General features: G+C 53.8%; 22 protein-coding genes and 2 pseudogenes. 15 read left to right on the top strand and 9 right to left on the bottom strand.

The annotated features are described in order from the left end of the window. Nucleotides 1-10: 10 nt before the first annotated feature. The gene (locus tag PMI26_RS02260; protein WP_007980020.1) at nucleotides 11-1354 is read right to left on the bottom strand and encodes an OprD family outer membrane porin; all 1344 of its coding nucleotides are present in this window, start codon (nucleotides 1352-1354) and stop codon (nucleotides 11-13) included. A 194-nt stretch (nucleotides 1355-1548) separates the two neighbouring features. Between PMI26_RS02260 and PMI26_RS02265 the strand changes: the two genes are divergently transcribed. Next, a complete protein-coding gene (locus PMI26_RS02265) occupies nucleotides 1549-2499 on the top strand; it encodes a LysR substrate-binding domain-containing protein (protein WP_274517842.1) in 951 nt (316 codons plus the stop codon). A gap of 716 nt (nucleotides 2500-3215) precedes the next feature. Here the strand turns inward: PMI26_RS02265 and PMI26_RS02270 are convergent. The 6 genes from PMI26_RS02270 to PMI26_RS02290 all read right to left on the bottom strand — a co-directional run bounded on the left by PMI26_RS02270 (nucleotide 3216) and on the right by PMI26_RS02290 (nucleotide 11536). Continuing rightward, nucleotides 3216-4271, bottom strand: a complete 1056-nt coding sequence (locus tag PMI26_RS02270) for a ComEC/Rec2 family competence protein (protein WP_007980015.1) — start codon at nucleotides 4269-4271, stop codon at nucleotides 3216-3218. Nucleotides 4272-4294: 23 nt separating this feature from the next. Next, nucleotides 4295-5563: a hypothetical protein gene (locus tag PMI26_RS02275; RefSeq protein ID WP_007980014.1), complete on the bottom strand. Its 1269-nt coding sequence runs from the start codon at nucleotides 5561-5563 to the stop codon at nucleotides 4295-4297. Next, nucleotides 5560-6588 carry a caspase family protein gene (locus tag PMI26_RS02280; protein ID WP_238540847.1) on the bottom strand — a complete coding sequence of 343 codons (1029 nt, stop codon included), beginning with the start codon at nucleotides 6586-6588 and terminating at the stop codon, nucleotides 5560-5562. Before PMI26_RS02280 ends, PMI26_RS02275 begins: the two co-directional genes overlap by 4 nt. A 95-nt stretch (nucleotides 6589-6683) precedes the next feature. Continuing rightward, the gene (locus tag PMI26_RS30170) at nucleotides 6684-9098 is read right to left on the bottom strand and encodes a S8 family peptidase (protein ID WP_007980011.1); all 2415 of its coding nucleotides are present in this window, start codon (nucleotides 9096-9098) and stop codon (nucleotides 6684-6686) included. Nucleotides 9099-9114: 16 nt separating this feature from the next. Then, complete coding sequence (locus tag PMI26_RS02285; protein WP_007980009.1) at nucleotides 9115-10305, bottom strand: AAA family ATPase; 1191 nt, start codon at nucleotides 10303-10305, stop codon at nucleotides 9115-9117. A 334-nt stretch (nucleotides 10306-10639) separates the two neighbouring features. Next, complete coding sequence (locus PMI26_RS02290; protein WP_007980007.1) at nucleotides 10640-11536, bottom strand: LysR substrate-binding domain-containing protein; 897 nt, start codon at nucleotides 11534-11536, stop codon at nucleotides 10640-10642. A 256-nt stretch (nucleotides 11537-11792) separates the two neighbouring features. Here PMI26_RS02290 and PMI26_RS02295 point away from each other — a divergent pair, with 256 nt between their 5' ends. From PMI26_RS02295 to PMI26_RS32435, 11 genes and pseudogenes are all read left to right on the top strand, one after another. Further along, nucleotides 11793-12824: an ABC transporter substrate-binding protein gene (locus PMI26_RS02295; protein ID WP_007980006.1), complete on the top strand. Its 1032-nt coding sequence runs from the start codon at nucleotides 11793-11795 to the stop codon at nucleotides 12822-12824. A gap of 48 nt (nucleotides 12825-12872) precedes the next feature. Continuing rightward, nucleotides 12873-13919, top strand: coding sequence for an ABC transporter ATP-binding protein (locus tag PMI26_RS02300; protein WP_007980003.1), 1047 nt, complete (start codon nucleotides 12873-12875; stop codon nucleotides 13917-13919). Then, nucleotides 13916-14776, top strand: coding sequence for an ABC transporter permease (locus PMI26_RS02305; protein ID WP_007980001.1), 861 nt, complete (start codon nucleotides 13916-13918; stop codon nucleotides 14774-14776). The genes PMI26_RS02300 and PMI26_RS02305 overlap by 4 nt, the downstream gene beginning before the upstream one ends. Then, complete coding sequence (locus tag PMI26_RS02310) at nucleotides 14773-15570, top strand: ABC transporter permease (RefSeq protein WP_007979999.1); 798 nt, start codon at nucleotides 14773-14775, stop codon at nucleotides 15568-15570. The genes PMI26_RS02305 and PMI26_RS02310 overlap by 4 nt, the downstream gene beginning before the upstream one ends. Further along, nucleotides 15567-16673: an NAD(P)/FAD-dependent oxidoreductase gene (locus PMI26_RS02315; RefSeq protein WP_007979997.1), complete on the top strand. Its 1107-nt coding sequence runs from the start codon at nucleotides 15567-15569 to the stop codon at nucleotides 16671-16673. Before PMI26_RS02310 ends, PMI26_RS02315 begins: the two co-directional genes overlap by 4 nt. Continuing rightward, complete coding sequence (locus PMI26_RS02320; RefSeq protein ID WP_007979996.1) at nucleotides 16666-16977, top strand: (2Fe-2S)-binding protein; 312 nt, start codon at nucleotides 16666-16668, stop codon at nucleotides 16975-16977. The genes PMI26_RS02315 and PMI26_RS02320 overlap by 8 nt, the downstream gene beginning before the upstream one ends. Continuing rightward, nucleotides 16974-18380: an NAD(P)/FAD-dependent oxidoreductase gene (locus PMI26_RS02325; RefSeq protein ID WP_007979994.1), complete on the top strand. Its 1407-nt coding sequence runs from the start codon at nucleotides 16974-16976 to the stop codon at nucleotides 18378-18380. Before PMI26_RS02320 ends, PMI26_RS02325 begins: the two co-directional genes overlap by 4 nt. A gap of 75 nt (nucleotides 18381-18455) precedes the next feature. Further along, nucleotides 18456-18818 (top strand): RidA family protein, encoded by a 363-nt coding sequence (locus tag PMI26_RS02330; RefSeq protein WP_007979992.1) that lies wholly within the window; start codon nucleotides 18456-18458, stop codon nucleotides 18816-18818. Between the two features lie 278 nt (nucleotides 18819-19096). Next, nucleotides 19097-20005, top strand: coding sequence for a glutaminase B (glsB, locus tag PMI26_RS02335; RefSeq protein WP_007979990.1), 909 nt, complete (start codon nucleotides 19097-19099; stop codon nucleotides 20003-20005). Nucleotides 20006-20237: 232 nt separating this feature from the next. Continuing rightward, a pseudogene (locus PMI26_RS32440) lies at nucleotides 20238-21365 on the top strand (HAMP domain-containing protein); the annotation flags it as partial. After that, nucleotides 21360-22223: a methyl-accepting chemotaxis protein gene (locus tag PMI26_RS32435; protein WP_443200858.1), complete on the top strand. Its 864-nt coding sequence runs from the start codon at nucleotides 21360-21362 to the stop codon at nucleotides 22221-22223. The pseudogene PMI26_RS32440 and the gene PMI26_RS32435, both read left to right, overlap by 6 nt. Before the next feature lie 254 nt (nucleotides 22224-22477). Here the strand turns inward: PMI26_RS32435 and PMI26_RS31035 are convergent, their stop codons facing one another. Beyond that, nucleotides 22478-23293: an inositol monophosphatase family protein gene (locus PMI26_RS31035; protein ID WP_007979986.1), complete on the bottom strand. Its 816-nt coding sequence runs from the start codon at nucleotides 23291-23293 to the stop codon at nucleotides 22478-22480. Between the two features lie 647 nt (nucleotides 23294-23940). Here PMI26_RS31035 and ttcA (PMI26_RS02345) point away from each other — a divergent pair. The 3 genes and pseudogenes from ttcA (PMI26_RS02345) (at nucleotide 23941) to PMI26_RS02355 (ending at nucleotide 26505) form a co-directional block, all read left to right on the top strand. Continuing rightward, nucleotides 23941-24834, top strand: coding sequence for a tRNA 2-thiocytidine(32) synthetase TtcA (ttcA, locus tag PMI26_RS02345; protein WP_007979984.1), 894 nt, complete (start codon nucleotides 23941-23943; stop codon nucleotides 24832-24834). A gap of 165 nt (nucleotides 24835-24999) precedes the next feature. Further along, nucleotides 25000-25701 (top strand): annotated as a pseudogene (gene ttcA / locus PMI26_RS02350) (tRNA 2-thiocytidine(32) synthetase TtcA); the annotation flags it as partial. Nucleotides 25702-25830: 129 nt separating this feature from the next. Continuing rightward, complete coding sequence (locus PMI26_RS02355) at nucleotides 25831-26505, top strand: DNA-3-methyladenine glycosylase I (protein WP_007979980.1); 675 nt, start codon at nucleotides 25831-25833, stop codon at nucleotides 26503-26505. Nucleotides 26506-26593: 88 nt separating this feature from the next. Here the strand turns inward: PMI26_RS02355 and PMI26_RS02360 are convergent. Continuing rightward, nucleotides 26594-26998: DUF2069 domain-containing protein (locus PMI26_RS02360; protein ID WP_007979978.1), on the bottom strand; the 405-nt coding region annotated here is incomplete at its 5' end.

The raw sequence follows: 26998 nt of genomic DNA, 5'->3' as shown, positions 1-26998 counted from the left end.
AACTCTGCTCCTACCATAGGGCATAAGTGTAGTTGACGTAAAATCGGGTCTGATCCTGATCCTGAAGAGTTGCAGTAGGCAATTCAGTGCGAAAGTTCGCTCGGCGCAGAGAGAAACCTAATCCTTTAAGAGCACCGGACTGAAGGACGTAGTCCAGACGAACATCGCGCTCCCACTCGCTATACCTTTGAGTCGTAACGCCGCCAGATCCACGTATGTCGCGACCGCTAATGTAGGTCAACCCCGCCTTAAGACCCGGCACGCCCAGCGCGGCAAAATCGTAGTTGTACATACCAAACGTCGAATTTTCACCCGCGCGAGTGAAACTGTTGATCATGATATCGGTATTGAGATAAACGCTCGCGCCGCCTTCACCTTCAGCGCGCCCCCTCCCATCGACAACATTAGCGTTGTTAATAAAGACCATCCCACCGCTGTCGCTGACACGTTGATGACCCATGGTCAGCGCATGCCCACCGAGGGTATAAGTGAATGCAGCAGACCAGGTATTGTTGTCGACTTCACCAGTATTGCCTTCGTTAAATCCATTCCTGTAAGCGAAATTTGAGTCACTTCCATTTTTGCCATCAGACTTGCTATTGAAATATCGCAGGTCTGTCTTGAACGACTGGTCAGGCGCAATCTGGTAGACATGCACCAACCCTAGGAAATTCTGACGGTAGTAATCTTCAAGGTTGGCATAGTAATACTGAAGAGTCAGGTCTTTATTGACTTTCCAGTCCACACCGCCGAACCGAAAACCATCGGAACCCTTGCGACCGCCTGCGGCGATACCTGCCCAGTTGCTGGAGGCGCGACCTATCTCACGATTCAGGTTGCCGGCAGTGAAAGTAAAATCATCTACCTCCTTCGAAGTCAAAATGGCGCCCTGGTAGCTCGCAGGGAGCACTCGACTGTCATTTGACACCAGAATGGGCAGGTTCGGCGCTAAAGCGTTACCCGCTTTCAGTTCGGTTTTAGAGAACATGATCTTACCGTTTGCCCCCAGACGACTCCATTCATCTACCGGCGATCCATCGGTTGTCGTCGGGGAAATCGTATTGCTCGTAGTAGCGCTGTGCGGAGAGATACCGCCACCCAGATTTAGACCCAGCAACCCCTGAACATCCAATCCAAAACCGACGACACCTTGCGTATAGCCCGACAGATAGTCGAACCTCAGACCCGTTGCGGTTTGGCGCTGATCAACACCGTTGGGACCGCGCTGATCATTTTCATAGTACAGCGTACGAGAGCTAATGGACGCCTTGCTGTCTTCAATCAATCCGGCGGCATTAGCCTGTTGAACTGTAACGGCTAAGGCAACTGCGAGTGCCAGCGTAGACTTGATCACTGAAATGCTCCTATGTTTTTGTGGTGTTGAGTTGCATCGCATGGTGAAAGTGGATTGATGCGCAATCCAGAATCTCACCAATGCAATGCTATTTAGCAATAGGAATGCCAGTGATACTTAAGATGTTGTTTTTAATGGTTATTTAATTCAAATAAACGATTATTGATAGTGTTATAATATTGTCCTATGCTGTAATGCTATTGATTTGGAGAAGGGCTGTGGAGAATCGAATCACTTTGCGCCACCTCGAAGCATTTCGAGCCATCATGGTGCGCAAGACCGTTACTGGCGCCGCTGAAATGCTCGAGATCACTCAGCCCGTGGTAACACGACTTATCTCCGATCTTGAAGAGAGGATTGCGATTCCTCTCTTCACGCGCACCAAAGGTCGGCTTCTGCCCACGGCCGAAGCAGCCTTACTGTTCAAAGATGTAGAGCAGTCATTGATCAGCATCGAGCGCATCGCGAATGCTGCTTCAAACATCAAGGCCTTGAAGATGGGCTATCTGGAAATTGCAGCAGCCCCCAGCATGTCACTGTCCTTTCTGCCTCGGGCGATAGCGAGCTTTACGCGCGAGCACCCCGATGCAGTGGTTTCAATGCACATGCATAGCTCGTCGACAGTGCTCGATATGGTTCAACGCGACCGCTGCGATTTAGGGTTCGCTATGTTTCCCATGCGCGCGACTCGCCACGGCAACAGCGAGACATTGGTATCGGCCAAAATGGTGGGAGTCGTACCGATCAATCACCGCTTGGCGAACCGTGACGTCTTGCACCCAGAAGATTTTGAAGGCGAGAGTTTTATTTCATTGATGCCGTTAATGGAGGAACGAATGAAGATCGACTCAGTGATGCTGTCGTATGGCGTCAAACGACGTATCAATGCCGAGACCCAGGTTGCGTCCGTCATCCTTAAAATGGCTGAAGCAGGCTCGGGCGTATCCATCATCGATCCATTGACGGCTAGTGGCTACACGGGAACCATGCTCAAGTTCATTCCCTTTGAACCGGCCATCATCAATGATTTTTCCATTGTCATTTCGCAGCGCAATTCCTCAACACTAATTCTCAAGCCATTTATTGACCATGCTCGGAGAGAGATACGGAAAATGGTTCCCGCCAATCTGATTGTCCGAAGTTAGGGCTAGTGCAAGCAGATGAGCACTCGCTTGGCCACAACGCTGCAGATTGTTTATCAACAGGCCGTCAACCTGGGAGAGCCTGATGGTGCTCGCACACAAGCCCAGCTGGATGCTCATGCGGTATCTTTTGCGGGATGGCACTATTGCAGCGCCCTTGCTGACCCCGCTCAATGGGAGCTAATGGCGTTTCTAGAGATTCCGCTCGGCAAGGATAGTGGATAAGGGTTGAGCCGCAGCGGCCTGTAAGCAGAGGGGTCGACGGGTACTACCGTCGTTTTTTGAGATATCGGAATGAAAATTGACACCTTCGGCGGTTGGATACCCCCAATCATGTTGGTCACCTCCATTCAGCTCAAACTCTCCACCTAACGGTGGATGACCGCAAAGCGGAAGAAATCGAGGAGGCGCCGCTTTCAAATCTTGATCGGTGCGGCTCCATCGAAGCGCTGCAACCCCAAGAGGCATCCGCCTTCGTCGACTAAGAGTACGCAGTGGGATAGTGATAGCGGCTTTGCTATGAGGTTTGAGTCGACGAGTAGGCCCAACAAGACGCGCTGAAGTGGCTGAAGTGGCTTAAGGGAAATGGGGGGATTCCCGTTTCAACCAACAATGATTCTTAGCGCACTGAGAGGAAGTGAGTTGAGCACATCAGCGCGATAATCAAGGATGCTTCAGAGCAAAAAGCATGGATGGGTTGTTTTTTGGGTTGAATTCGATCACTGACTGAGCTTCACAAGGGCTCCCGCTGCATCACCGTACTCCACGGTATATCCCCGTGCCATTTGAATCACCTTGTTCTCCCAAATTTCGGTGTGTTTGCTTTGGTAATTGAAGATCAATTTCGGTGTTTTGGCATTCTGGATGACTCTGGCTACTGCAGCTTTCGATGGATGTTTGTAGGGAGTACCACTGGTACTGAACAGGTATTGGGAGCAATCGAGCGATTTGATGAACTCCTGTGACACATTATTTTCGCTGCCGTGGTGGGGAAGCTTCACCAGATCAAATAGGTAAGGAGGAGCTCCAAGATGCTTTTCTAGCGACGAGAGTAAGCGCGATGGAAAAGCATCAGCCCCACACAACACGCGCTTACCCTCGAACTCGATCGAAAACGCAATGCTGCTGCCATTGGCTTCGGCGGTGTCCTCCCTGAAGACCTCGTCAGCTAACCGGTCGATGTTTGGCACCGCTTCTGTACCAAACGCCTCACGCCCGTCTTCACCAAAGTACGTCGGCATGGCCGGAATACCTTCATACAGATCTGCCTCACCGCAAACATCAATCCACTTGATCTTCAAGCGTGCGAGTTGACCCGCATCAGGGGACAGTAAAGTGATCTTCACTCCCCCTGGTAAATCGATGACCGGACAGCTTTCATCATTGACCATGACCCCAGCATTTTTGAGTGCGACATTCCATGCGATGCCCTTATCCAGAAGCAGCTTGGTCAGACGCTCACCTTGTTTCGCGCCAAATGTTTCGGGGCCAGGGAGATGGCGGAAACCGTTGAACCAAAAGTCTCGGACCGGGACGCCGTAAAAGTCGTGATCAAGCAACGTGAGCATTCCTAAAATGTGGTCGCGATCGACATGAGTCACCACCACTAACTCAAGTACGCCACCGCGTGCGGCCAATTGCTGCAATCGATCTTTGAGCGTGAGTGGAACAGATGGGCCTGCGTCGATAAGAATCACGTTTGGAGCGGCGTCGGGACCGTACTCCACCCACAAGCAATCGCCAAAGCTGGCCGGCAGCGCAGTGATATGAAACAAAGTTTGGCCTCCTCTTCAATCGTTTAGTGAATGGGTAACCCCAGAAATTTTGATACCTGCAACGTCGTGAAGGGCTCGGTACGCACGCAGGCAACATCCGCGGCTCTTGCAGCAGCCAGCATTTCTTGAACGGTCTGATCTTCTTTATCTGCCATCGACAGAATGGTGAGCGCCTCTACAAAGATGTGCAGGCCCACTGTGTAGTAAGGCAATCCGCGTGAATGTGCCAATACAAACATTTTGCGCGCCTCATGCCAGGCGCTAGACCCCCGACGTCCCTCCCGGAGCAACTTCCATCCAAGTGCGATAGGCCCATCTGGCAGCCAGTTAAAGCGATCGTTGAGATTGACCATCCACTCACGACGATGCTCGAGTTGAGTACGGCCGAGAGCAAACAGATAGGCAGCCGCTGCTGCAGCGAAGGGATTATCTTCCTTCTCATACAGGCCAGTCGTTGCTTGCCCGCGCATGCTCTCCGTGATTGAGCTGCTGGATGATACGTCGCGCCGAGTTAGATACTCGACTAACGAGCCATAGACGGGATCGGTCAACTTCAAGCCGACTGACCACTTAGCGCTATCACCACCGGTCTTACCTTTTCGATGCAGCGACAGGGTAAACACGTCTCCGCCCTGATTGGTCCATCCAAGCGGGTACGCGACCATCGTCTGGGGCTTCCCTTTCCCGGAAACAACCAACCATCTACGTTGGTAACTGTTGGCTCTGAACGAGGGCACAACAACACTGGGCAGTTGCACTTCGCACGTGAGACTAGCGTTCTGAATTCGCTGGAGAACCTCAACGTTTATTGACTGTTCGTTAAGGTCCGACGCGAAATCACGTAACTGCTTGAGTGAGACGGAATTGGGCTGTGTCACCGACCTGACTTCCAGATCCGGCCCTTTGAAATCGCCAATATTGAAAGCCGCGAGATTAACGCGAGGAATGGGACTGTAGGACGGTGCAATTTCCGGAGGCAAACGCAAACCCGGCTTCGTGTTTTGGACGATAAATCGATACTGTTCGCCGTCAGTCAGAGAAACGGTTCTACGCAGGGACGTACCGTTTGGGTATCCCAGATCGATAAGGTAAGCACCGGCTTCAGGCAGCTCCAACACTGACACTTCACTGCCATAGCGATGCGAGCCAACCAGCACCATGCGATTAGAAAATAACGGGTTACCTATCACTAACTGTTCGCCATTTTTCGTCAATGGCCAAACAGAGCAAAGAAATTCACGCGCGGGCCCAAACGAGTCAGAAGTCGTTTCAAAGCTGATCGTAGGTTTCATTGCACCTCCAGCAAAATGTTCTGGAACGGAGGGACTAAGTAGGTATCGACCGGAGCCGCCGTGAATCCTCCCGCTGGCTCAAAGGAGGCTTGTACCGAGCATTGTCCGCAGGGCACAAACGTCCGCCATGGGTGAGCTTTATCGGGTCTGATCACCGTCTCACCAAGCACCGTGTAACTAATCTCCGCGAATGGATTAGCCTCATCGTTGTCGAGCGTCACGTGCACCACGACTTCTGGTGGACCAGCCAGAACATGCAACTGAAACCCGACTCCAACAATGCCATCCGCAGGGCATTGAGGTTTTCCGCTAAAGTCGTCCATAAGCGCCGCTATTGCCTTTTGAAGCTCCTGAGGTGAAACAGCCCAATGGTTGCCGTAAGGCTTAAACACCGCGCAACGAGTTACGCCTAGGAGCAATGCCTTGGTGAAGTAACTTACTTCTCCGGGCATCCCAAACGCGAGTTCACCCTGGCGCGCTGAATGCAGTACTGGGTTCGAACCATCAAATACTTGCATCACATCGCCGGGGGCCAGTCCGGTTTGTGCAGAACTATGGGGATTAAGCACAGTCGCCAAGTCAAGGGTGCGACAGGCATCCACCAAGAACAACTGTTTCTGAGCCTTGCAAGCGCCCATAGCGACCCGAAAAGCACTCACATGCAATGCCTGTCTCAGGAAGTCCTGCGAGGCTCCAGAATCTTGCATGAGCAAGTACGTATTGATTCCGTCACCGATGCCATGCCCACAGAAATAAAAAATCGCTACGTTATCTGGATCGGTGTCAGCGCGGTCAAACCAGGCCTGCGCAGCAGCTTCGAAGTTGTCCCACGTCGCTGGGTCAATCTGCTGCGTCACCCCCTCTGCATCGGTGTAGGTAGGCGCGTCAGGTTGCGAGATCAAAACCTCGATCGACTTCAGCGGCGCTTCCGGGTTGTTAAGTGACCTGTCCACCCACTCCAGCATCGCCATTGCCGAGACGGGTGAAGACTTCAGCTGACCTAGATCACGGTGCCGGGCATTCAATCTGCCTGATCCACCTTTCAGATGTGGATAAGCACCCACTCCAATCAGCAATACGTGCGTACCAGGTCCGGGAGTTTCGTCTAACCTGAAGGCCGTCATCGAGCTCTCACTCTTGTCGATGTTCTGACGTCGATCAAATTCACACCGCGGCGAATGAGCGCTTGCCGAGTACTGGCAAAAACCGGTGCGGTCTTATCAGGGTCGGAGATTGTCAACACGACAGCAAACTTCACACCGGCTTGCGGATAGGACGCTCCTGCACGCGTAAGAGAATCAACCACCAGACGCCAGTTACTCGTGCCTTCCAGTCGTTTAAAGGTCCGGTTGTAGTGCTTGACCGGCCACCACTTGGCACCATGGGCGATGAGGTGCTTCTCGAGTCTGCCTGGGTGATCAGGCTTGAGCCGTCCGCTGTACTTGCTCTTGCCGTTCTTATCCACCACCTCTTGACGCAAATAGGCATCGAGGTTGACGCGCGCAAACTCCGAATCATGCTGACGATCCAGCGGCGGGGAATAGACAATCGTGAGCTGCACAGAGCCACGGGTGCTGCCATCTTCAATCAGGACATCCGGCCATGCGAAGTCGAATGACAGTTCCATACTGGGTGGGAGTTCACCCTTAAACACCAGTGTAATGGCACTGTCATCAGTGGCCAGCATGTCGTCGACCGGCGCAGGAATGCCAAAACCCGCGAAGTCCTTGCACACGTCCTTCAGCAATTTGTCATCCAGAAGCTTTGGCATCTCAGCGAAGTGGTACATGAGTGCCATCAGAAGCTCACGTGGTTGACGCCCCTCGATTCTGTGATCTAGCAGCGCAAGGGTTTTAGCCACCAATGGAGCCGAAAAGCTCGTACCTTCCCAAGGCACCAATGTGCTGCGATGGTCGAGGGAGTGCAGAGGTGAACTGGACGTGAGGCAACCACCGATGTGTGCAAAGTCTGGCTTGATACCTGCCGATGTTGCAGGACCTCGACGCGAGTAACGCGCCGGCCGAGTGCGACCGGAGGCGTCTATTGGTTCGAGCGCACCCACAGTAATGTTTCTCGCGGTTTCACCGGGAACGAAAATACGATCGTTACCTAGTTGTCGATAGGAAGCCAGTTGCTGCAGCGCAGGTGTAGCGGCGTCTGGCCAACGGTCACGCACCGCGCCCCCATCCAGATTGCCCGCCGACAATACGAAAATCACATCGTGCTTATCCGCAATATGATCCAGGATCGCCGCATAGATGCTGTATCCGTTCTGGTTGGTCATGACGTCCGGATTCAAGCTCAAGTTGATCACCCGCATATGCTCGGGAATCGACTCGCTCAGCTCCAGATCCAGCTGAAGCATCATGTCGATGAACCCCAGCTCGAAGTTATCTTCGTACTTGGCCGTATCATCGGTGAACAGGTCATAGTCGAAGAACTTGCAGGCATCTGTCTCGATGGGCTGGGTCGGATTAAACGTTGCACCGTCGATGAAAAGACCGGCGATGAATGTCCCATGGTCGCGCTCGCTATCCGGCTCACGCATAAAATCCAGGATGCCTGCAGACCAAGCTGAGATAGAAGAATGACGGCTGATACCGGTGTCAACTATGCCTACGACTGGATAGGACTGGCCCTTCAATGGCGGAGACAGTGCAGTGACGGCTTGAGATTTAGGCTGAGTGCTAGCTCGCGTCGATTGTTGGCCACGGCTCACTGCTGCGCCTAGTGAGTACCGGCGCACAAGCGGAGAATTATCTAAGAATTCAGTGATTTTGGTTAACAGAGGGCCAAATTGCTCGCCCTTCACAACCACAGCGGGGATGCGCACGATCGTGATGTGCAGATCCTCCCAGTCATCTACAGACGACCAGATCTTTATCTTTGCAGACAGGCCTCGCAGCTCCTTACGAAAGGCCTTCAGTGCATTCCGCGCCTCGGTACGCCCAAGATCATCTGCGGCCAGCATCGCCTCATCAACGAACAACTCCACCGTGAAGTAGCGAGCACCTGGAACATTTTCGAAGTGCCAAGCCGCATTCACAATGCTAAACGAGCGCTTATCCTGGACGGACGGAAGAATAATTTCTTCAATAGCGCCGACCTCAGATCGCGCCGAGCTGACCTTGAGATTATCTTTGCTGTCGCGCTTGGTGACACTGTCTTCGGCCTTATCGATAGCTCCAGCAACCGCCGCCAGCGTGCTTGAGGTGACCTCGAAGTACAACTCACCCAAGGCACCGGATCCCACCAGAGGCAAGCTCTTTGGCTTGAACAGCGCGTCCACCGGACGATGAGATTTAGCCAATGCTGTCGACTGCAACCGCACCTTGACGTATCCGACCTGGCCGGTCCCTGACTGCAAGAGGGTGGATCGAATCGACTCGACCTGTTTGAGTAAGCGCGTCTTATGGCGTTTGAACTCGTCGTCGCGATCTTCGAAGAAGTCCTTTGCTCCGCCACCACCTCCGCCTTCCGGAAGCTTCATGTATTGATCGGTCTTGAGGACGACTTGAACGGGGTTGTTCGCCATGTTGTTGCCCTGTTAATTAAACTCGTTCGGTGGACTTAAGCAGTCGACTCACCTTGGACTGCGTGGCATCAATGGCCTCCGCAATATCCGCTTGTACGATCTTGATGTCCTGGTAGGACAGCACCTGCGAAATCCAGTGAAAATCCTCGCGCGCAAGCGATTCACGAGCCGGCGAAGAATGACTCGTCGCCGACAAGTCGATGAAGAGCTGTACTGCTTCGATGACTGAAGGTTTCTCCTCGGCGAACAACGTCATGTGCCTTTTTATAAAATCACACATCGTTTCAATCTCGGAGCCGCTATAACCTTCGCTTAACCACGCCAAAACTTTAATTGCCCCTGGCTTGACCGGGAAGCCTTCGGTGTAGCGCTCGACGATTTTTAGGCGGGCTGCAGCATCCGGCATACCAACCTCAATCCGAGCGTCGAAGCGTCGCCAAACCGCGGGGTCCAACAACCCCTCGTGGTTGGTAATGGCAATAGTCAGCCCCAAAGGCGCACGTGCATCGATAGCTTGTAGAACGGCGTTCACAACACGCTTAACCTCGCCAAGCTCTTGAGGGTCATCACGAAGCTTGGCAATGCCGTCGAACTCGTCCAACAACAACAGGCATTTATATCTGTTCGCAAAATCGAAAAGCGCACGAATGTTGCGCGCGGTCGTTCCAAGGTATGAGCTGGTCAGTCCATCCAACCTAGCAAGAACAACGGGGATCCCAAGCTTTTCAGCAGCCCAAAGCGCCAGGCGAGTCTTTCCTGTGCCGGGCGCACCAAAAAAGAGTGCTGTACGAGGGAGCTTCAGGCCGGCTGCTTGCAGTTCATCAGCACCGATCCACTGCCCCATCAGGTGATGAACCGCACGCTCCAATCGATCGCTCAGAATAGGAGGTGCAAGCTCGGACAAACGATTCCCGAGAAAAATTTCGGCGAGGGGGGTACTTGTCTCTTTGTCCACGGGGGGCTGGGTATTGGCAGTGATCACCTCACCGCTGGAGATCGCACGAGACTTAACGACGCGCGAAGGTACCAGCGTGCCGGAATTCGACTGCTTAGCGCTGCTTAGAACTTGCGCGATCGCCAGCGCTTCATCTTCGGCACCTACCTTGTGCAAAGCCTCGCGGAGACGCTCGGCGTGCTGGATCACGGCAGCACTCTTGTCTCGAACGGAGGCCCGCAACAATGCCAGGACAATAGGAAAATGCTCCATCCACAGATACTCATTTTTTACATACGGAAAGCACTACTATATACACAAAGCAACGTTTTTGATGCGTTTTTCTCGAAAAAAAATGCAAAAAAAGGCTTTGATATGCACCTATATGCATATTCTAGAAATGGTAATTTGCGCTTCGGGGCCTTCTACTTTCTGAGGGAGGCATCTGGAAAGCCCTTCCACGCATCCGATGCTAACGCGCGCGCATATCGACCGGAATTGCTCTATGGGTGACTTCGAGCGATACAGGATGCCATCGTAGGAATACGCTAGCTGCCAGGCTGGTGTATGTGGGATGGCTAATATGTAATTGTCACGAGTATAAAGTTCAGAAATTCTGCATCGTGGCTCGCAACTGAGCGGCGAATGCTTCAGCCAGCTTCATTCGATCCCCCGGATAAGGAAATATCACCGCACATCGAGACGCAAGTTGCTCTCGTATTGGGATTACCACTACTTCACTCGACTGGAACGGCAGTGCCGTAACCTTGGAGATGAGACTAATCCCTGCTCCGGCTGCTACAAGTGCGCAGGCTACCAGCGAATTAGGTGTTTCTAGCACCACGTTGGGCGAGATGTGCAGTTTCGTAAAAGCTTCCTCGATTTGATATCGAATATAACTGTGCTGAGAAAGAAGAATCATCCGCTCTCCATCCAGATCAGCTAATGAGATACGATTTTTTTCAGCCAGTGCATGGTCTTTCGGAATTACAGCACAGATCGGAACCGGGTCTAAAGGCTCGATGGAGATAGAGGCTTTGGATAGAGGAAGTTCAACCAGTGCTACATCGAACTGGCGAGTGGCGATTTGATCGGCAATTTGGCGGCTGGGTAAGACTTGAATGAAAACCTTGACCTTTGGACGGTCTTTCAAGAATTCCGCAACAGCGCGCGGCACTACGCCTAATGACAATGACGGCAATGTGGCTATGCGCAACTCTCCCGCGCGAAGCTGACCGATGTCTTGCGCTGTCTGAGCAATGCGATCAAGGCTACCGTAGATAGGTTCGATTTCGCGAAAAAATGCTTCACCTTCAGGCGTCGGTAGCAATCTACGTCCACGCCGTTCAAATAGCTTGTAGCCAATTCTGAGTTCCAGCAAGGCGATTGAGCGGCTGATGGCGGGCTGCGTCACACTCATCATCTGTGCCGCTCCAACCACGGTGCCGGAGCGCACCACGGAGTAGAAAGCTTCTATCTGGCGTAGGTTTACAGCGGGCTTCATGTGGATGACTCATGTTGGGCTGTTCAAAAGGGCATCGCCTGTCCGGAGACCGATGCTGCCCCATTGATCGGTTTCAAACAAACCCGGGGGCCGCGCTAGAGCGCCTAGATCATCATACATAACATTCATGCATAAGCACGCGTCAAAATGTGCATTTTCAGCGCCTCTGATCAGTGCCTAAGATGACCACATGCCTGGCGCCGCGCATTCCTAGCCGTCCAGATATTCGACCGTGCCAACGATGTAGGAACCCTAAATGAATAAGAAAATTGCCTTAATGAGCTCTTTGGTTTTCACCGTTTCAGTCAATGCCCATGCCGCAACGACGCTCTATGTCGGGGGGACTGGCGGCTCGACGGAAAACATTTTCAAGGAAAAGATCATTCCGCCGTTCGAAGCGAAAACCGGCGCGAAAGTGGTGTATGTGCCCGGCAACTCGACGGACATTCTGGCCAAACTTCAAGCGCAGAAAGGCCAGCAGGAACTATCCGTGGCAATGATTGATGACGGCCCCATGTACCAAGCCGTAAACCAGGGCCTATGTGTTGACATCGAAGCCAATCCCGAGCTGGAGAACTTGTACCCGGGGGCACGAATGCCAGGTGGCAAGTCGTTAGGTGTCGGCTACATCGCTGTGGGCTTGGCATATAACAAAGCCGTGTTCGCAAAAAATGGCTGGGCCGCTCCTACCTCCTGGCACGATCTAGAAAATCCTAAATACGAACAGAAAGTGGTTATCCCTCCTGTCACTAACGGCTACGGGCTTCTGACCCTGCTGATGATGGCCAAGCTTAATGGCGGCGGCGAAACCAACATCGAGCCCGGTTTCTCGGTAATGACCAAAAAGGTCGGGCCCAACGTACTCGCGTGGGAGCCATCTCCCGGCAAGATGGCTCAGATGCTGCAAACCGGCGAAGCGGCGCTGGCGGTGTGGGGCAACGGCCGTGTGCAAACGGTGATCGCCCAAGGCGCACCGGTGGAGTTCGTATATCCAAAGGAAGGCGCTGTTGCGATGCTCACCGCTGGGTGCCCGGTCGCAGGGGCGCCAGAGCCAGACCTCGCGCAACAATTCTTGCGCCATGTGACCTCGGCGGAATCGCAAAAAATCCTCGCCGAAGACAACAGCTGGGGACCTGTCAACCAAAATTCGAAGCTTTCCCCTGAGGTAGCCGCTCGTGTGGTGTATGGCCCTGAAAAAGTCAACGCACTCATCGCTCCAGACTACAACGTGATCAACGCTAAGCGCAGCGAGTGGACCACCCGCTGGACTCGCGCGGTTGAGCAGTGAGATGTACTCCAAAATAACTAGAACTACCGCTGTAGTGAGGCAAGACTCATGAGCTTCTTAAAGTTAGAAGGCATTTCCAAGCACTACGGTGATTTTGCCGCAGTCGTAGATACCACCCTGCACATTGAAAAGGGAGAATTCGTCAGCTTGCTCGGCCCTTCCGGCTGCGGCAAAACCACCACCTTGCAGATGGTGGCGGGGTTCGCGCAGCCAACCCGTGGGCGGATCATCCTTGACGGGCGAGATATCACCCAGGTCAAACCCAGCCAACGCGGGCTGGGCATCGTTTTCCAGAGCTACGCGCTATTCCCGCATATGACTGTGGCAGACAATGTCTCTTTCGGCCTTGAGATGCAGGGCCTACCTGCCGCCGAGCGTCGCCAGCGGGTTAAAGCCACCTTAAATCTGGTACACCTTGAGGCCCTAGCCGAGCGTTACCCGCGCGAGCTGTCTGGTGGCCAACGTCAGCGCGTCGCCTTAGCTCGCGCCTTGGCCATCCAACCACCTGTGCTGCTACTCGATGAGCCGATGGGCGCACTGGATGCAAAGCTGCGCGAAGAGATGCAGATCGAGCTACGTGCCCTGCAACACAGGGTTGGAGTGACCACGATCATGGTTACACACGATCAGGCAGAGGCAATGACCCTGTCTGACCGCGTAGTGCTGATGAACAAAGGTGAGATCGAACAGGTTGACCGCCCGCTGGACATGTACGAACGCCCCAGCGGCCGCTTTTCTTCGACCTTCCTGGGCAAAGCCAACGTATTCGACGGCACGCGCACACAGGCTGGCGCGATGTTTGAAACACGGGGTCATAAGCTGCCCTCAAACGACCAAGGTGTTGGTGAGCTGTCCTATATCGTGCGTCCGGAGAAAATTAAATTTACCGATCAGAGCGCTCTGCTGCGGGGTAAAGTTAGCGCAAGGGTGTTCCTTGGCAACCACTGGTTGTACCAAGTGCAAACGACGCTGGGCATGATGCAGGTTACTCTGCCTAACAACGGTCTCCCGCAAGTGGCTGAGGGCGACGATGTCGGCCTGAGCTGGCAGGCCGAACATGCCCGGCTGGCACCGCGGGCAGGAGGCAAGGTATGAGCTGCTCCCGCAGCGCCTTGCCTTATTGGCTGGCAAGTCCTGGCATGCTGATGGCGCTGGCCTTCGTGGCCTTGCCTCTGATGATCATGCTGTCATTGAGCTTCTATAGCTACCTACCCGGCGGCGCGGTGAGTGCCCAGATAACTCTGGGCAACTACACCGACGTGCTCAGCGACAGCTACTACTACTCCATCTTCGCCCGTACTTTCGGTATGGCAATACTGGTAACAGCCTTATGCATTGTTATCGGGGTGCCGGAGGCCTACGTGTTGAGCCGGTTGTCACCGCGCTGGCGGGCGATCTCTATTGTGATCGTGTTGGGTCCGTTGCTGGTTTCGGTAGTGGTGCGCACATTGGGTTGGGCGATCCTGCTCGGTAACGAAGGTGTGATCAACAAGACCCTGATGGAACTGGGCCTCATCGATTCGCCAATCAAGATGATGTTTACCTTTGGCGGGGTAGTAGTCGCCATGGTGCATGTACTGGTGCCGTTCATGGTACTGGCAGTATGGGCTTCGATACAGAAGCTTGATCCGGCCACCGAACAGGCAGCCGAGTCGCTTGGAGCGGGTCTGCTTACTATTATGCGTCGTATCGTCTTTCCCCAAGTGGTTCCGGGTGTTCTATCCGGAGGGTTGATCGTTTTCGCATTGGCCACCAGTGCCTTCGCTACGCCCGCCATCATCGGTGGCCGTCGACTCAAGGTCGTACCCACCACTATATATGACGAGTTCCTTGGCAACCTCAACTGGCCGCTGGGTGCCACTTTGGCAGTGGTGCTGTTGGTGCTGGTAATGGGTGTGTCGATGGGTATCAACCGTCTGGTCGAGCGTCGTTACAAGCAGGTATTCCAATGAACAGAACCTCTCGATGGCTACTGGTGTTCCATGGCCTGTTCATCACCTTCATGCTCGCTCCCCTGGTGGTAGTGGTGCTGGTGTCGTTCACCGACAAGGGTTACATCGCCATGCCCTTTGACGGAGCGTCGTGGCGCTGGTACACGGCCATGCTCAGCGATGACAGTTTCATCACGCCGTTTTATCGCAGCCTAGGGCTGGGAGCGATAGCCGCTACCTTAGCCACTTTACTAGCAGTACCAGCCGGTATGGCCATCGCTTGGCATCGCTTCCCAGGGCGTGAAGTGGTGCTTGGCGCGCTGATGTCACCGCTGATGGTGCCCCATGTCGTGCTGGGTATCGCCCTATTGCGCTTTCTGACGGCGATCGGCGGCTCCAGCACCTTCTGGGGGCTTACTGCTGCCCACACGGTCGTGGTGCTGCCTTATGTGCTGCGCTTGGTAGTGGCTGCGGCTACGGGCTTTGATCGCAGCACTTCGCAAGCGGCTCAGTCGCTGGGTGCTTCGGCCTGGACGGTATTCTGGCGCATTGAGCTGCCGCTGATTATCCCAGGTGTGGCGGGCGGTTGGCTGATTGCATTTATCAACAGCTTTGACGAGCTGACGATGTCAATTTTCGTAGCTTCTGCTAGCACCGAAACCCTGCCGGTGAAGATGTACAACTACATCGCCAACACCATCGACCCACTGCTGGCATCAGTGTCGACGGTGCTGATCGTGCTGACCCTGGTGTTGATGATCCTGCTAGACCGCTTCTATGGGCTGGATCGGGTATTGGCAGGTAAGACCTCATGAACAAAACGAGCATCGATACCCTGGTTATTGGCGGCGGCGTGGTAGGGATGTCTATCGCTTACGGCCTGGCATTGGCAGGGGAGCGCGTTCGGGTGTTGGATGAGGGAGACGATGCCTTCCGTGCTGCCCGCGGGAATTTCGGCTTGGTGTGGGTACAGGGGAAGGGTGTAAGCAGCCCGAACTATGCGCGCTGGACAATGCATTCAGCGAAGGGCTGGCAGGCATTCGCGCAGGATCTGACGGACCGCACTGGCATTTCACTGGAGCTGGAACAAAACGGTGGACTGCACTTTTGCTTAAGCGAGCAGGAGTTGGAGCAGCGAGTCGCAAGCATGGAGTCACTACGGTTGGCGTTGGGAGAACCCTATCCCTACGAGGTGCTAGACCACGCTGCGCTTCGGGCTCTGGAGCCGCACATCGGCCCAAAAGTGGTGGGGGCTACGTTTAGCAACCTGGATGGTCATGTTAGCCCGCTTCGTTTGCTGCGGGCTCTGTTCGCCGCCTTTCGTGCGCTGGGTGGGGAGCTAATCAATCCCGCTCGCTGCGAGCGCATCCAGAAGCTCTCCGATGGCTTTCATGTATGGGCAGCGGGGGTGGAGCATGTGGCCGGCCGCATAGTGCTGACTGCGGGCCTTGGCAACCGTCATCTAGCGCCGATGGTCGGTATCGATGCTCCTATCGAGCCGAACCGGGGGCAGATCCTGGTGACCGAACGGATGAAACCGTTCCTCAAGTTTCCTTCCGGTGTGATCCGCCAAACTGGCGAAGGTGTGGTGCAGATCGGAGACTCCAAGGAAGACGTAGGGCTAGACGACAGTACTTCCCTGGAGCAATTGGCACGTATCGCCGATCGTGCGCGGCAGATTTATCCCCTGCTGGAAAACGCCAACGTGGTACGCACCTGGGGCGCATTGCGAGTGATGACACCTGATGGCCTGCCAATTTATCAACAGTCCACCCAATATCCTGGTGCGTTCCTAGTGACCTGCCATAGCGGCATTACTCTGGCTTCGGCCCATACGACAGCGCTGGTGCGCTGGCTGCGTGGTGGAGACGAACCGGCATCGATCAAAACCTTTAAGACGGACCGCTTCCATGTTTAAGCCGATCACGCTCCCCGTGGCGCAACAACCGGCCCAGGTGCAGATCTGGGTCGACGGGCAACCGCTGGCGGCCCGTGCTGGTGAAACCTTGGCCACTGCTCTACTGACCCATGCCGACGAACCTTTTCGTCACTCAGCGGTATCGGGTTCGCCGCGCATGCCGTTTTGCCTAATGGGCGCCTGCTTTGAATGTCTGGTGGAAGTGGACGGTCAGCCCAACGTGCAGGCCTGTATGGTACAGGTCCGCGCTGGTATGCAGGTGAGGCGGATGCATGGTGCACGCCAAGCGGAGGCCCGAGCATGAGCGACTTTACCCATGATGTGATCGTGATCGGCGCGGGTCCAGCGGGGCTGTCAGCCGCCATGACTGCTAAAGCACAGGGGCTTCGCACCTTGCTGTTAGATGAGCAGGTAGGGCCTGGCGGTCAAATCTACCGCAACATCTCCGCGATACCGCCAGCGGTGGCTGAGCTATTGGGCAAAGACTATCGCCATGGCGAAGGCTTGGCCGCACGTGCAGAGCGGGCATCGATAGACATCAAACATGGCGCACTGGTGTGGGATGTGGCGCGCGACCTGACGTTGACAGTTCAGCAGTTTGGCAAGTCGTTCCAAGTACGTGCGCCGCAGTTGATCGCTGCCACGGGGGCTTTGGAGCGCCCTTCGCCAATTCCCGGATGGACCCTGCCAGGGGTACTTACAGCCGGTGCAGCTCAGATTGCGCTAAAAAGCGGTTCCAGCGTACCGGCTGGACGGGTGGTGTTGGCAGGTGCAGGACCATTGCTGCTGTTGGTTGCATGCCAATTGCTCGACGCCGGGGTGGATGTGCGCGCTATCGTACAGACCTCGCCGCATGGCAACTTGGTCCGTGCCTTGCGCCACTTGCCTGCTGCGTTGGGGGCACCGGCTTACTTGGTTAAAGGCTTGCGCATGTTGATGAAACTCCGGAAGGCCGGTGTGCCGGTGCACAGTGCCGCCCACGATTTACGTGTGGAAGGCCAGCAGCAGGCCGAGGCGCTGGTGTTCCGCGCCGAGGGCCGCGAATGGCAATACGAAGCCGAGACCATCCTGCTGCACCACGGGGTAGTGCCCAATACCCAGCTCAGTCGCCTAATGCGAGTCGAACACGACTGGGACGTTGAACAACTTGCTTGGCGGCCTCGCCTGGATGCCTGGGGTCAAACATCGCTGGCAGGCTTGCGCATTGCCGGTGACGGAGCTGCTATCGGCGGTGCACTGGCGGCAGAGCCAGCTGGTGAGTTGGCCGCGATAGGCGCAGCGCTCGCGCTGGGCAAGCTCGACGTAAGGAATGCTGAAGCCCAGGCGGCTCCGTTACGCGCCCAATTGGCACGACAACTGCGGATCAGGCCTTTCCTGGATGCGCTTTACCGTCCACCCAAGTGGCTGACCGAACCGAGTGACGACACTGTGGTATGCCGCTGCGAAGAGGTGACCGCTGGGCAGATCCGCGAGATGGCTCGTTTGGGATGCAAAGGTCCGAACCAAACCAAGTTCTTCAGCCGCTGCGGTATGGGACCTTGCCAGGGGCGGATGTGCGGGCTGACCGTAACTCAACTGCTGGCCAGCAGTTCTGGAACTACCCCAGTAGAGGTCGGCGCATACCATATACGTTCACCGCTCAAACCGGTTCCATTGGGGTCGCTGGCGATGCTGGCTCAGCCAGGGCCGGTCGAGCCGCCGCATTGACTTCGCCCCATCTCTAATTACCTAAGCCTTTATCGAGCCACTGTTTTAGTGGCTTTCCTTACCAAGGAGTACTGAATGTCTACGATCCAACGCATCCAAACTGGCCCAAGAATGAGCAAAATCGTAATCCACTCCGGGGTAGTTTATTTGAGCGGACAAACCGCCTCCGGAGGAGAGTTTGCAAGCGGCAACATCACCGAACAGACTCAGGCCGTCCTGGCGAAAATCGACAACCTGCTGGCTGAAGCCGGCAGCGATAAGACCCGAATTCTCTCCACAACAATCTATCTGAAGACTATGGAGGATTTCGCCACTATGAACGTGGCATGGGAATCTTGGATCAACCCCGAGCACACGCCAGCCCGTGCCACGGTGCAAGCACTGATGGCTAGCCCTGACTTACGTGTGGAAATGTCTGTAGTCGCCGCATGCGACTGATTGTGTCTTAGAAAGTACGTTATCCCTCGCTTGGGATGACAGCGTGGGCGGAGGGGTTAATTTTTTTGGCTAGTAATACAGCCCCCGTGTGATAGAGCTGTTTGCATCTAACCAAACCCTCCCTCAAAGCTTCCCGATGGAGATACTGGCGACTCTCAGAGCATTGTTACATACGGGATCACTGCCGCCATTTCACTCCGAATGTGTGATCTCCCACTCAGTCTTCGTTAAGGATGGTACCGCGTTGTGTCATCGGAGAACTGATAACAGGGCCTTCCATGAAAACGCTGTTGAACGAGATTCTCGACGAAGTACGTCCCTTGATCGGCAAGGGCAAAGTGGCTGACTACATTCCCGCGCTGGCCGACGTGCCGGCGCAGCAGTTGGGCATCGCGGTATATGGCAACGATGGCAGCTATCACTGCGCAGGCGACGCGCTGGTGCCGTTTTCGGTACAAAGTATTTCCAAAGTGTTCAGCCTGGTTCAGGCGATTGGCCACTCCGGTGAAGCCATTTGGGAGCGACTTGGTCATGAGCCCTCAGGCCAGCCGTTCAATTCGCTGGTGCAGCTGGAGTTCGAGCGCGGGCGCCCACGTAATCCCTTTATCAATGCGGGTGCGTTGGTGATCTGCGATATCAACCAGTCGCGCTTCGCAGCACCCACGTTGTCGATACGTGATTTCGCACGACGGCTATCTGGCAATCCCCAAGTGTCGATCGATACCCGTGTGGCTGATTCAGAGTATCAATTCCGCGCGCGCAACGCTGCCATGGCTTACCTGATGCAGTCATTTGGTAACTTCCATAACGAGGTCGAGACTGTTCTGCGCAGTTATTTCAGTTACTGCGCGTTGCAAATGAATTGCCTCGACTTGGCCCGAGCGTTCTGTTTTCTGGCCAACGATGGCTTCTGCAAGCACAGCGGTGAGCAAATTCTGACCCGGCGCCAGACCCAGCAGGTGAACTCAATCATGGCTACTAGCGGGTTGTATGACGAAGCAGGAAATTTCGCCTACCGCGTGGGGTTGCCAGGCAAGAGTGGCGTGGGTGGCGGGATTGTGGCCATCGTGCCGGGTCAATTTACCGTATGCGTGTGGTCGCCGGAGTTAAATGCTGCTGGCAACTCCCTCGCCGGGATGGCGGCGCTGGAGTTGTTGAGTTCGCGGATTGGGTGGTCCGTGTTCTGATTAGCGGGCTGGCTCACTAACAGAGAGTGAGTAGGGTTTTTACTATGGCGCCTTGCGGCGTTACAGGTTTGAGCTTCATGACCTGCTACGTCAAAGGTTTCGACTTCAAGAATGGCTCAGCTGCCGATATTGGCAAAGCCATGAATACAATATTCAGTAGTAACAAAGCGGCGCCTTTTAGCTGCCTACGGCTCTCTCCTGAAAACAATAAAGTCCATGCTTAGGAGTAGTGATGTTCAGACCAGTTCTAACTCTAATGAATCGGGCGCGATACCTGCAGAAATTTACGCTGATATTCTCGGTATTTATGCTTCCATTCTGCTGGCTATCATTCGATAAATTGGAAAGTCTTTATAAGGAACGCCAAGCGACCCATCTCGAACTACTAGGCCTTGAAGCAGTTGGTAAAAGCTTGTCTGAGTACAGGAGTGCTACGGAACTCGCCGGTCTTCAGGTGGTAGCGTACGCACGAAACAAGCCTGACGTCGAAGGTGTCATAACCCGCCAAGGTGATGCACTCAAACTACAAACATTGGAGCTAAATGAGTGGTTGGGGAACAGCCCGTTCTTCGATCACCTCGTCAATACGGATTCTCAGGTGCCGAAGGCTAAAGGTTCGAAGCTTTTGAGCATGCAATATAATGAGCAAGTCCGAGCGCTGCAAATGCGTTTGAGTGCCATTAAGGAAATTGCCGCATCCGCTCGACTGAGCCAGGACGCAGACTCTCTTGTCTACCGCAACATGGCGTTGCTAACCGATGAGATTCTGCCCCTATATCAAGTCCTCGGGCAGACTCGGAGTTATGCGAGTTATGTCACCGCCTATGGTTATGTTGATTCGTCTACAAAACCAACGGTTGTGAATCAACTAAACAATTTTGATCAGTTTGTTCAGGCGCGCAATAATGGGGTAGGCAATAGCGAAGCACGTGCACTCATCGCTGATACTGCTCAAGAAACAGCGTCCAAATACAAATCCAGCATCATCGACTCGTACGCGCTATCCGGTTCGGTCTACCAAGAGTTGATGGATACGTGGCTTGAAAGGTTCAACGAGTACGTTCCTTTTGTTGAAAAGCTGGACAATGCCACGCAACTAGTTTTGTCAGAAACCGGTGATCAGCTTCATGCTCGCCTGGCAAGCCACCAGCGCAAGCTTGTGCTCTGGGCTCTCGCTCTGCTTGCGACGGTCTTCACGATAATCTACCTGTTTATCGGTTTTTACCTGTCTGTGCGACGAGCCATTCGTGAAATCTCTGAAGCGACGCGCCTTCTGGCTGATGGAGATCTCCGATCCACCATAAAGCCCTCGGGCCGTGATGAGCTGAGTGATCTGGCAGAAGACTTCAACCTCATGCAAGTACGTATGCGTGAACTAATAACCGAGGTCAAAAATTTCTCATCCTCAACGCAAGATAAAGCTGTGAATGTCAGCGAGCACGCGCTTTCATCCCAGCAAAGCGTAGGACATCAAGCGACCAAACTCGAGTTAATCGCCACCTCGATGAGCGAGTTGGTAAGCAGCGTGCAGGAGGTCAGTACCAACTCCAACACCACCGCCGACAAAGCGAGCCAGGCGGGCCAGAAATGTCGCGACGGAAGCATTCAGGTTGGCCGAGCAGTGGCGGGAATCAACGACTTATTCCAAGAACTCAACGACTCACTCAATGCCATCCATGCTGTGGAAAATGAAAGCCAGGCAATCTCTAAAGCGGTTGGGCTGATTAAAAGTGTTTCTGAACAGACAAATCTGCTAGCTCTGAATGCGGCCATCGAGGCGGCGCGAGCCGGGGATCAAGGCCGAGGCTTTGCCGTGGTCGCTGATGAAGTACGTAGCCTGGCCATTCACTCGCATAAATTGACAGGCGAGATCTACAGCAATATTACCCGCCTGCAGCAACAGGTATTCAGCGCTGTCGCGACCATCCGTAGCTGCCATACGAATGCATCCGCGACGGTTGAGGAAGTATCTCGAGCGGCCGGGTTCTTTGACGACATTACCTGCGGCATGAATCAAATCATCGATCACAACATCCAGATTGCCTCAGCAACAGAACAGCAGGCCAATGTTGTACAAGGGGTTGAGCAAAATGCTTTTGAAATTAAAGCTCTTAGTGAAAGCACCGCGAGCCAAGCGGATAGCACGGTAAAAATCAGCAATGAGGTCGCTGAGATGACGCGGAACTTACACGGGCTGATTGCCAATTTTAAGATGTGAGCTAGCTGGTGGCGCAGTGAAACCCAGACAATTGTAATCAATATTGTCTGTTGTGAATCGACCCAGGCCGTATGGAAACGCCTGCGATTGTTTCAACTTCAGATCGTCGAGATCGTGGCGGGGACGATCATGACGCGATTCATTGAAGGTGAGGCTCGGACGCAAGTCACGTTGCTGCCGCAGTGTCTGGACGATTACGTATCCTAGGGTGGCCGCCTTCAGGTCGGCCATCTAAATGTGAATGATCAGTGAGGCTAGGCTTGGAGAACCCGACCCCATTTACGAGTTGTTAGTTCGTGACAGACGGAAGGTGCTCCACCAAAGCATCGCTGCGATACGGTTGTCATACTGGCCTCCGTCGCATAGCAGATTGCGGAACCATTTTCGTCCAGCAGCACACCACCCGCGCCTCTCAACAGCGCGTGGCCTGCTACAACATCATGTGCTGAAACTGCGTAGAGCGAGACACCGCATACACCGTCGCCTGCGGCTACTCTAGCCAGTCTGTATGCGATTGATGGCATTGCATGAAAGCTCCCCGGAGCGCACATCTCTCGATTGAGTTCCGGTTTATTTATCGCCGCAGCACTGACCATGATTGTGCTGCCGCTCGACAATTTTTGATCAGCAAGGCCCGCATTTACTGATTGACCGTTTCGAATCAAATGGGGAATACCCTCCGCCCATCCGATGCAGTCGGGAAACCCCTCAGGAGTAACAGGGGCATATACCACCCCAAGTACCGGGATATTGTTATGCAGTAGTCCCACCGATATGGCAGACCCTTTTAAGCCCTTTAGAAAGTCACTCGTGCCATCGTTAGGGTCAACAACCCAGCACCAAGCATGCCCCGTAAGGATGTGTCCAGTCTCCTCACCCCAAAAGTCGCAGCTAAGCAAGCTGAGAAGTTCTGGTCTCAAAAGATTCTCAATTTCCACATCAATCACGGCCTTATCTTCCTGGCCACGAGGTCCATCCGGACGATTCCACTCTTCGGAGAGCAAAATGCCTGCTCGTTCAATAATCTTGATAGCGTGAGTGAGAAGTTCTGTTAGATCGGGGATAGTCATAATGCTCAATAAAAATTAATTGTTCAAAGAGTGCCTCCAAAGTAGCTGCGATGCATACTGAGCAGTGGTGCGCAAACTAAGGTGAGACGTCTTGCTACATAAGCTACGGCACAGTATGACGTTTAATCAGGCATTTGCACTCCATTTGACTGTTGCATTGGATATGACCAGTGACAGTCTCGCAGACGCGCTAAACACCACCGTAAGCTTCGCTTGGTGATCCGGGATGCGCTGTCGGTTCGATCTCAACGGCTGTAGCCGTCCCAAATGTCAGCTGCTAACTGTCGCCTCAGGCGTCTGTAGGGTTGAACAGGCCACGTGACGGGCGGTAGCCTGTGCTACCGTCATTGACTGTTGCGCCCTGGTCAAGCAAAAAGCAATGCGTTGGTCAGGGCCCACTATAAAACGTAGATATAATTTTGTTATGATGCAAAAAGGTCAGAAATCGCCAAGCATACCTTTGTTTCGTGTTGTTTGAGTGTATGGGTTGGATGTTAAGAGCTTAGTCTCAAGTGTGTTTTTGCTAGGAGTTTATTTCTGTGTTTGGTTTTGGTGGTAGCTGACTATCTCAAATGGGTGTGCAGTGTTTTGGGATGGCAAATTTTTTATTTAAGGTTGTGTTTGAATTTTTAGTCGGAATTAGTTATATGATAATCGATGAAAGTGCATCTCAGACAAATAAGACTGCGGAGCTTCGACGTAAAAAGTTACGCGGAAATGTTGGGAAGGCTGTTGTAGATTACGCAATGATCGAAGACGGCGATAAAGTGATGGTGTGCGTGAGTGGTGGCAAAGATTCTTTTGTAATGCTAGATGCATTGTTACATTTGCAACGCGTTGCGCAAATAAAATTCAGTGTTGTAGCTGTGAATCTCGACCAGAAGCAGCCGGGTTTTCCTGAGCATGTCTTACCTGAGTATTTTGAGAGTAAAGGTATCGATTATTATATAATTGATAAAGATACTTACTCTGTTGTTAAGCAGAAGATTCCTGAAGGTAAAACAACGTGCTCTCTTTGTTCCAGGCTAAGAAGGGGGACGCTTTATAGTTTTGCCGAGGAAATTGGTGCTACGAAATTGGCGCTCGGGCATCATATGGATGATATGGTTGAGACTTTGTTCCTCAATATGTTTTTTCAAGCGCAGTTGAAAGGGATGCCGCCCAAGCTTCTTAGTGATGATAAGAGGAATATCGTTATTCGGCCGCTCGCCTACTGCCGAGAAAAAGATATAGCAAAGATTGCTGCTGATAGCGCATATCCTATTATTCCGTGTAACCTTTGCGGTTCACAAGAGAATCTCCAAAGGAAAAAAGTAAAGTCAATGATTGCGGAGTGGGATTTGGTAAATCCTGGGTGCGTGGAGAATATCTTTCATAGTCTACAAAACATAACCCCTTCCCAGATGGCCGATCGTAGTCTGTTCAACTTTGTAGATCTTTCTATTGATAGATCGGAAGCCCGCCCGCCATACAAATTTGAAGACGCAGCGGTTTCCTCATCCAGAGTTGAAAATTGGATTGATGTCGTTCAAATTTTGTAAAGATTCAATGACGTTTTTTGGGGGTGAAGAGGTTTTTGGAGGTCAAAAATGCATGAAGCTTACATTTTTGCCTTTTTTTGTAAAATGTGTGATTTTTTAAATTCAATAGAATCAGAAGGTTACGTTCATGAATGTTCTGTTTTGTTGGTCGGCCTTGAGCTATAAGGCAAAGACAGCTACACCATGCTCGATGTGCTGATGCACTTGCAGAAGGTCGCGCCGATCAAGTTCGAGATCGTGGCCGTGAACATGGACCAGAAGCAGCCGGGCTTCCCGGAGCACGTGCTGCCGGCCTACCTGAAAGAGCTGGGTATCGAATACCACATCGTCGAGAAAGACACGTATTCGGTGGTCAAGGAGCTGATTCCGGAAGGCAAGACCACGTGCTCGCTGTGCTCGCGCCTGCGTCGCGGCACGCTCTACACCTTCGCCGATGAAATTGGCGCGACCAAGATGGCCCTGGGTCACCACCGCGACGACATCGTCGAAACGTTCTTCCTGAACATGTTCTTCAACGGTTCGCTCAAGGCCATGCCGCCGAAGCTGCGCGCCGACGATGGTCGTAACGTGGTGATTCGCCCGCTGGCCTACTGCAACGAAAAAGACATCCAGGCCTACTCGGACTTCAAGCAATTCCCGATCATTCCGTGCAACCTCTGTGGTTCCCAGGAAAACCTGCAGCGTCAGGTGGTCAAGGAAATGCTGCAGGACTGGGAACGCAAGACCCCGGGCCGTACCGAGAGCATTTTCCGCAGCCTGCAGAACGTGATCCCGTCGCAACTGGCGGACCGCAACCTGTTTGACTTCACCAGTCTCAAGATCGACGAAAGCGCCGCATCGCGCTTCGTCAACGTGGTCAACCTCTGATTAAAACTGTGGGAGCGGGCTTGCTCGCGAATGCGTAGTGTCAGTCGACATCAATGTTGAATGACGCACCGCCTTCGCGAGCAAGCCCGCTCCCACATTTGGTTTTCGTTTCAATCCTCAGGAGAGGGCATGCGCGATTACAAGTGGCTCAATGAATACTGTCTGAACCGCTTCGGTTCGGCGGCTGAACTGGAAGCCCATCTGCCCGTTCCCAAGACTCCCGCGCAGTTACGCAAGATCAGCGACGATCGCTACCTCTCGATGATGGCGCTACGGGTGTTTCGCGCCGGGCTCAAGCACAGTCTGGTGGACGCCAAGTGGCCAGCCTTCGAAGAAGTGTTCTTCGGGTTCGACCCGGAAAAAGTCGTGCTGATGAGTGCTGAGCACCTTGAGCGGCTGATGCAGGACACGCGGATCATCCGGCACCTGGGCAAGCTCAAGAGTGTGCCGCGCAATGCACAGTTCGTACTGGACGTGGCCCATGAAAAGGGCAGCTTCGGCGAGTTGATCGCCGACTGGCCGGTGACCGATATCGTCGGGCTCTGGACATTCCTGAAAAAACGCGGACATCAGTTGGGAGGCCTGTCAGCCCCGCGCTTCCTGCGGATGATCGGCAAGGATACCTTTGTGCCGAGCTACGACGTGGTCGCGGCGCTGAATGCGCAAGACATCATCGACAAGGTGCCGAGCAGTCTGCGCGACCTGGCGTTGGTGCAGGACGTGTTCAACCAGTGGCATGAGGAAAGTGGCGGGCGGCCGATGAGCCAGATTTCGATGATGCTGGCTTATACCGTCAATCATTGAGACCGCGTCGCCCCCTTCGCGAGCAAGCCCGCTCCCACATTGGATTGCATTTCAATGTGGGAGCGGGCTTGCTCGCGAAGGCGAATGATCAGGCGACGGAAATCTCGCCCTCGCCAGCCAGCTTGCGGTTCAACTGATAACGCCAGCGCACATACAACAGTGCCGAGCAAAACACCGCCAGGCTCGCACCCATCTCCAGCAAACCGAAGATTTGCCGGTTAGGGTCATAAGCGGCCAATGCGCCCTTGATGAAATACAGGTTCACCACAAAGCACATCCATGAGTGCCCGCGAGGACTGCCGACGATCATGCCCGGCGCCAGTATCAGCAGTGGCACCAGTTCAATCAGCAGAATCACCCATGGCCGGGCGCCATGCAGGTCGGCGATCAGCAGGTAGTAGACGCACAGCAGGCCCACCAGCCCCAAAAAGCACAGCAGGCTGATGACGCGCATCGCCCGCACCCGCGGCTCGAGCCAGTCAATGGCGGGGGG

It is taken from the genome of Pseudomonas sp. GM33, from assembly GCF_000282295.1.
Taxonomy (GTDB): domain Bacteria; phylum Pseudomonadota; class Gammaproteobacteria; order Pseudomonadales; family Pseudomonadaceae; genus Aquipseudomonas; species Aquipseudomonas laurylsulfatiphila.
Note: the sequence above shows the minus strand (reverse complement) of the source record. Positions and strands in the feature narration are given on the sequence as shown.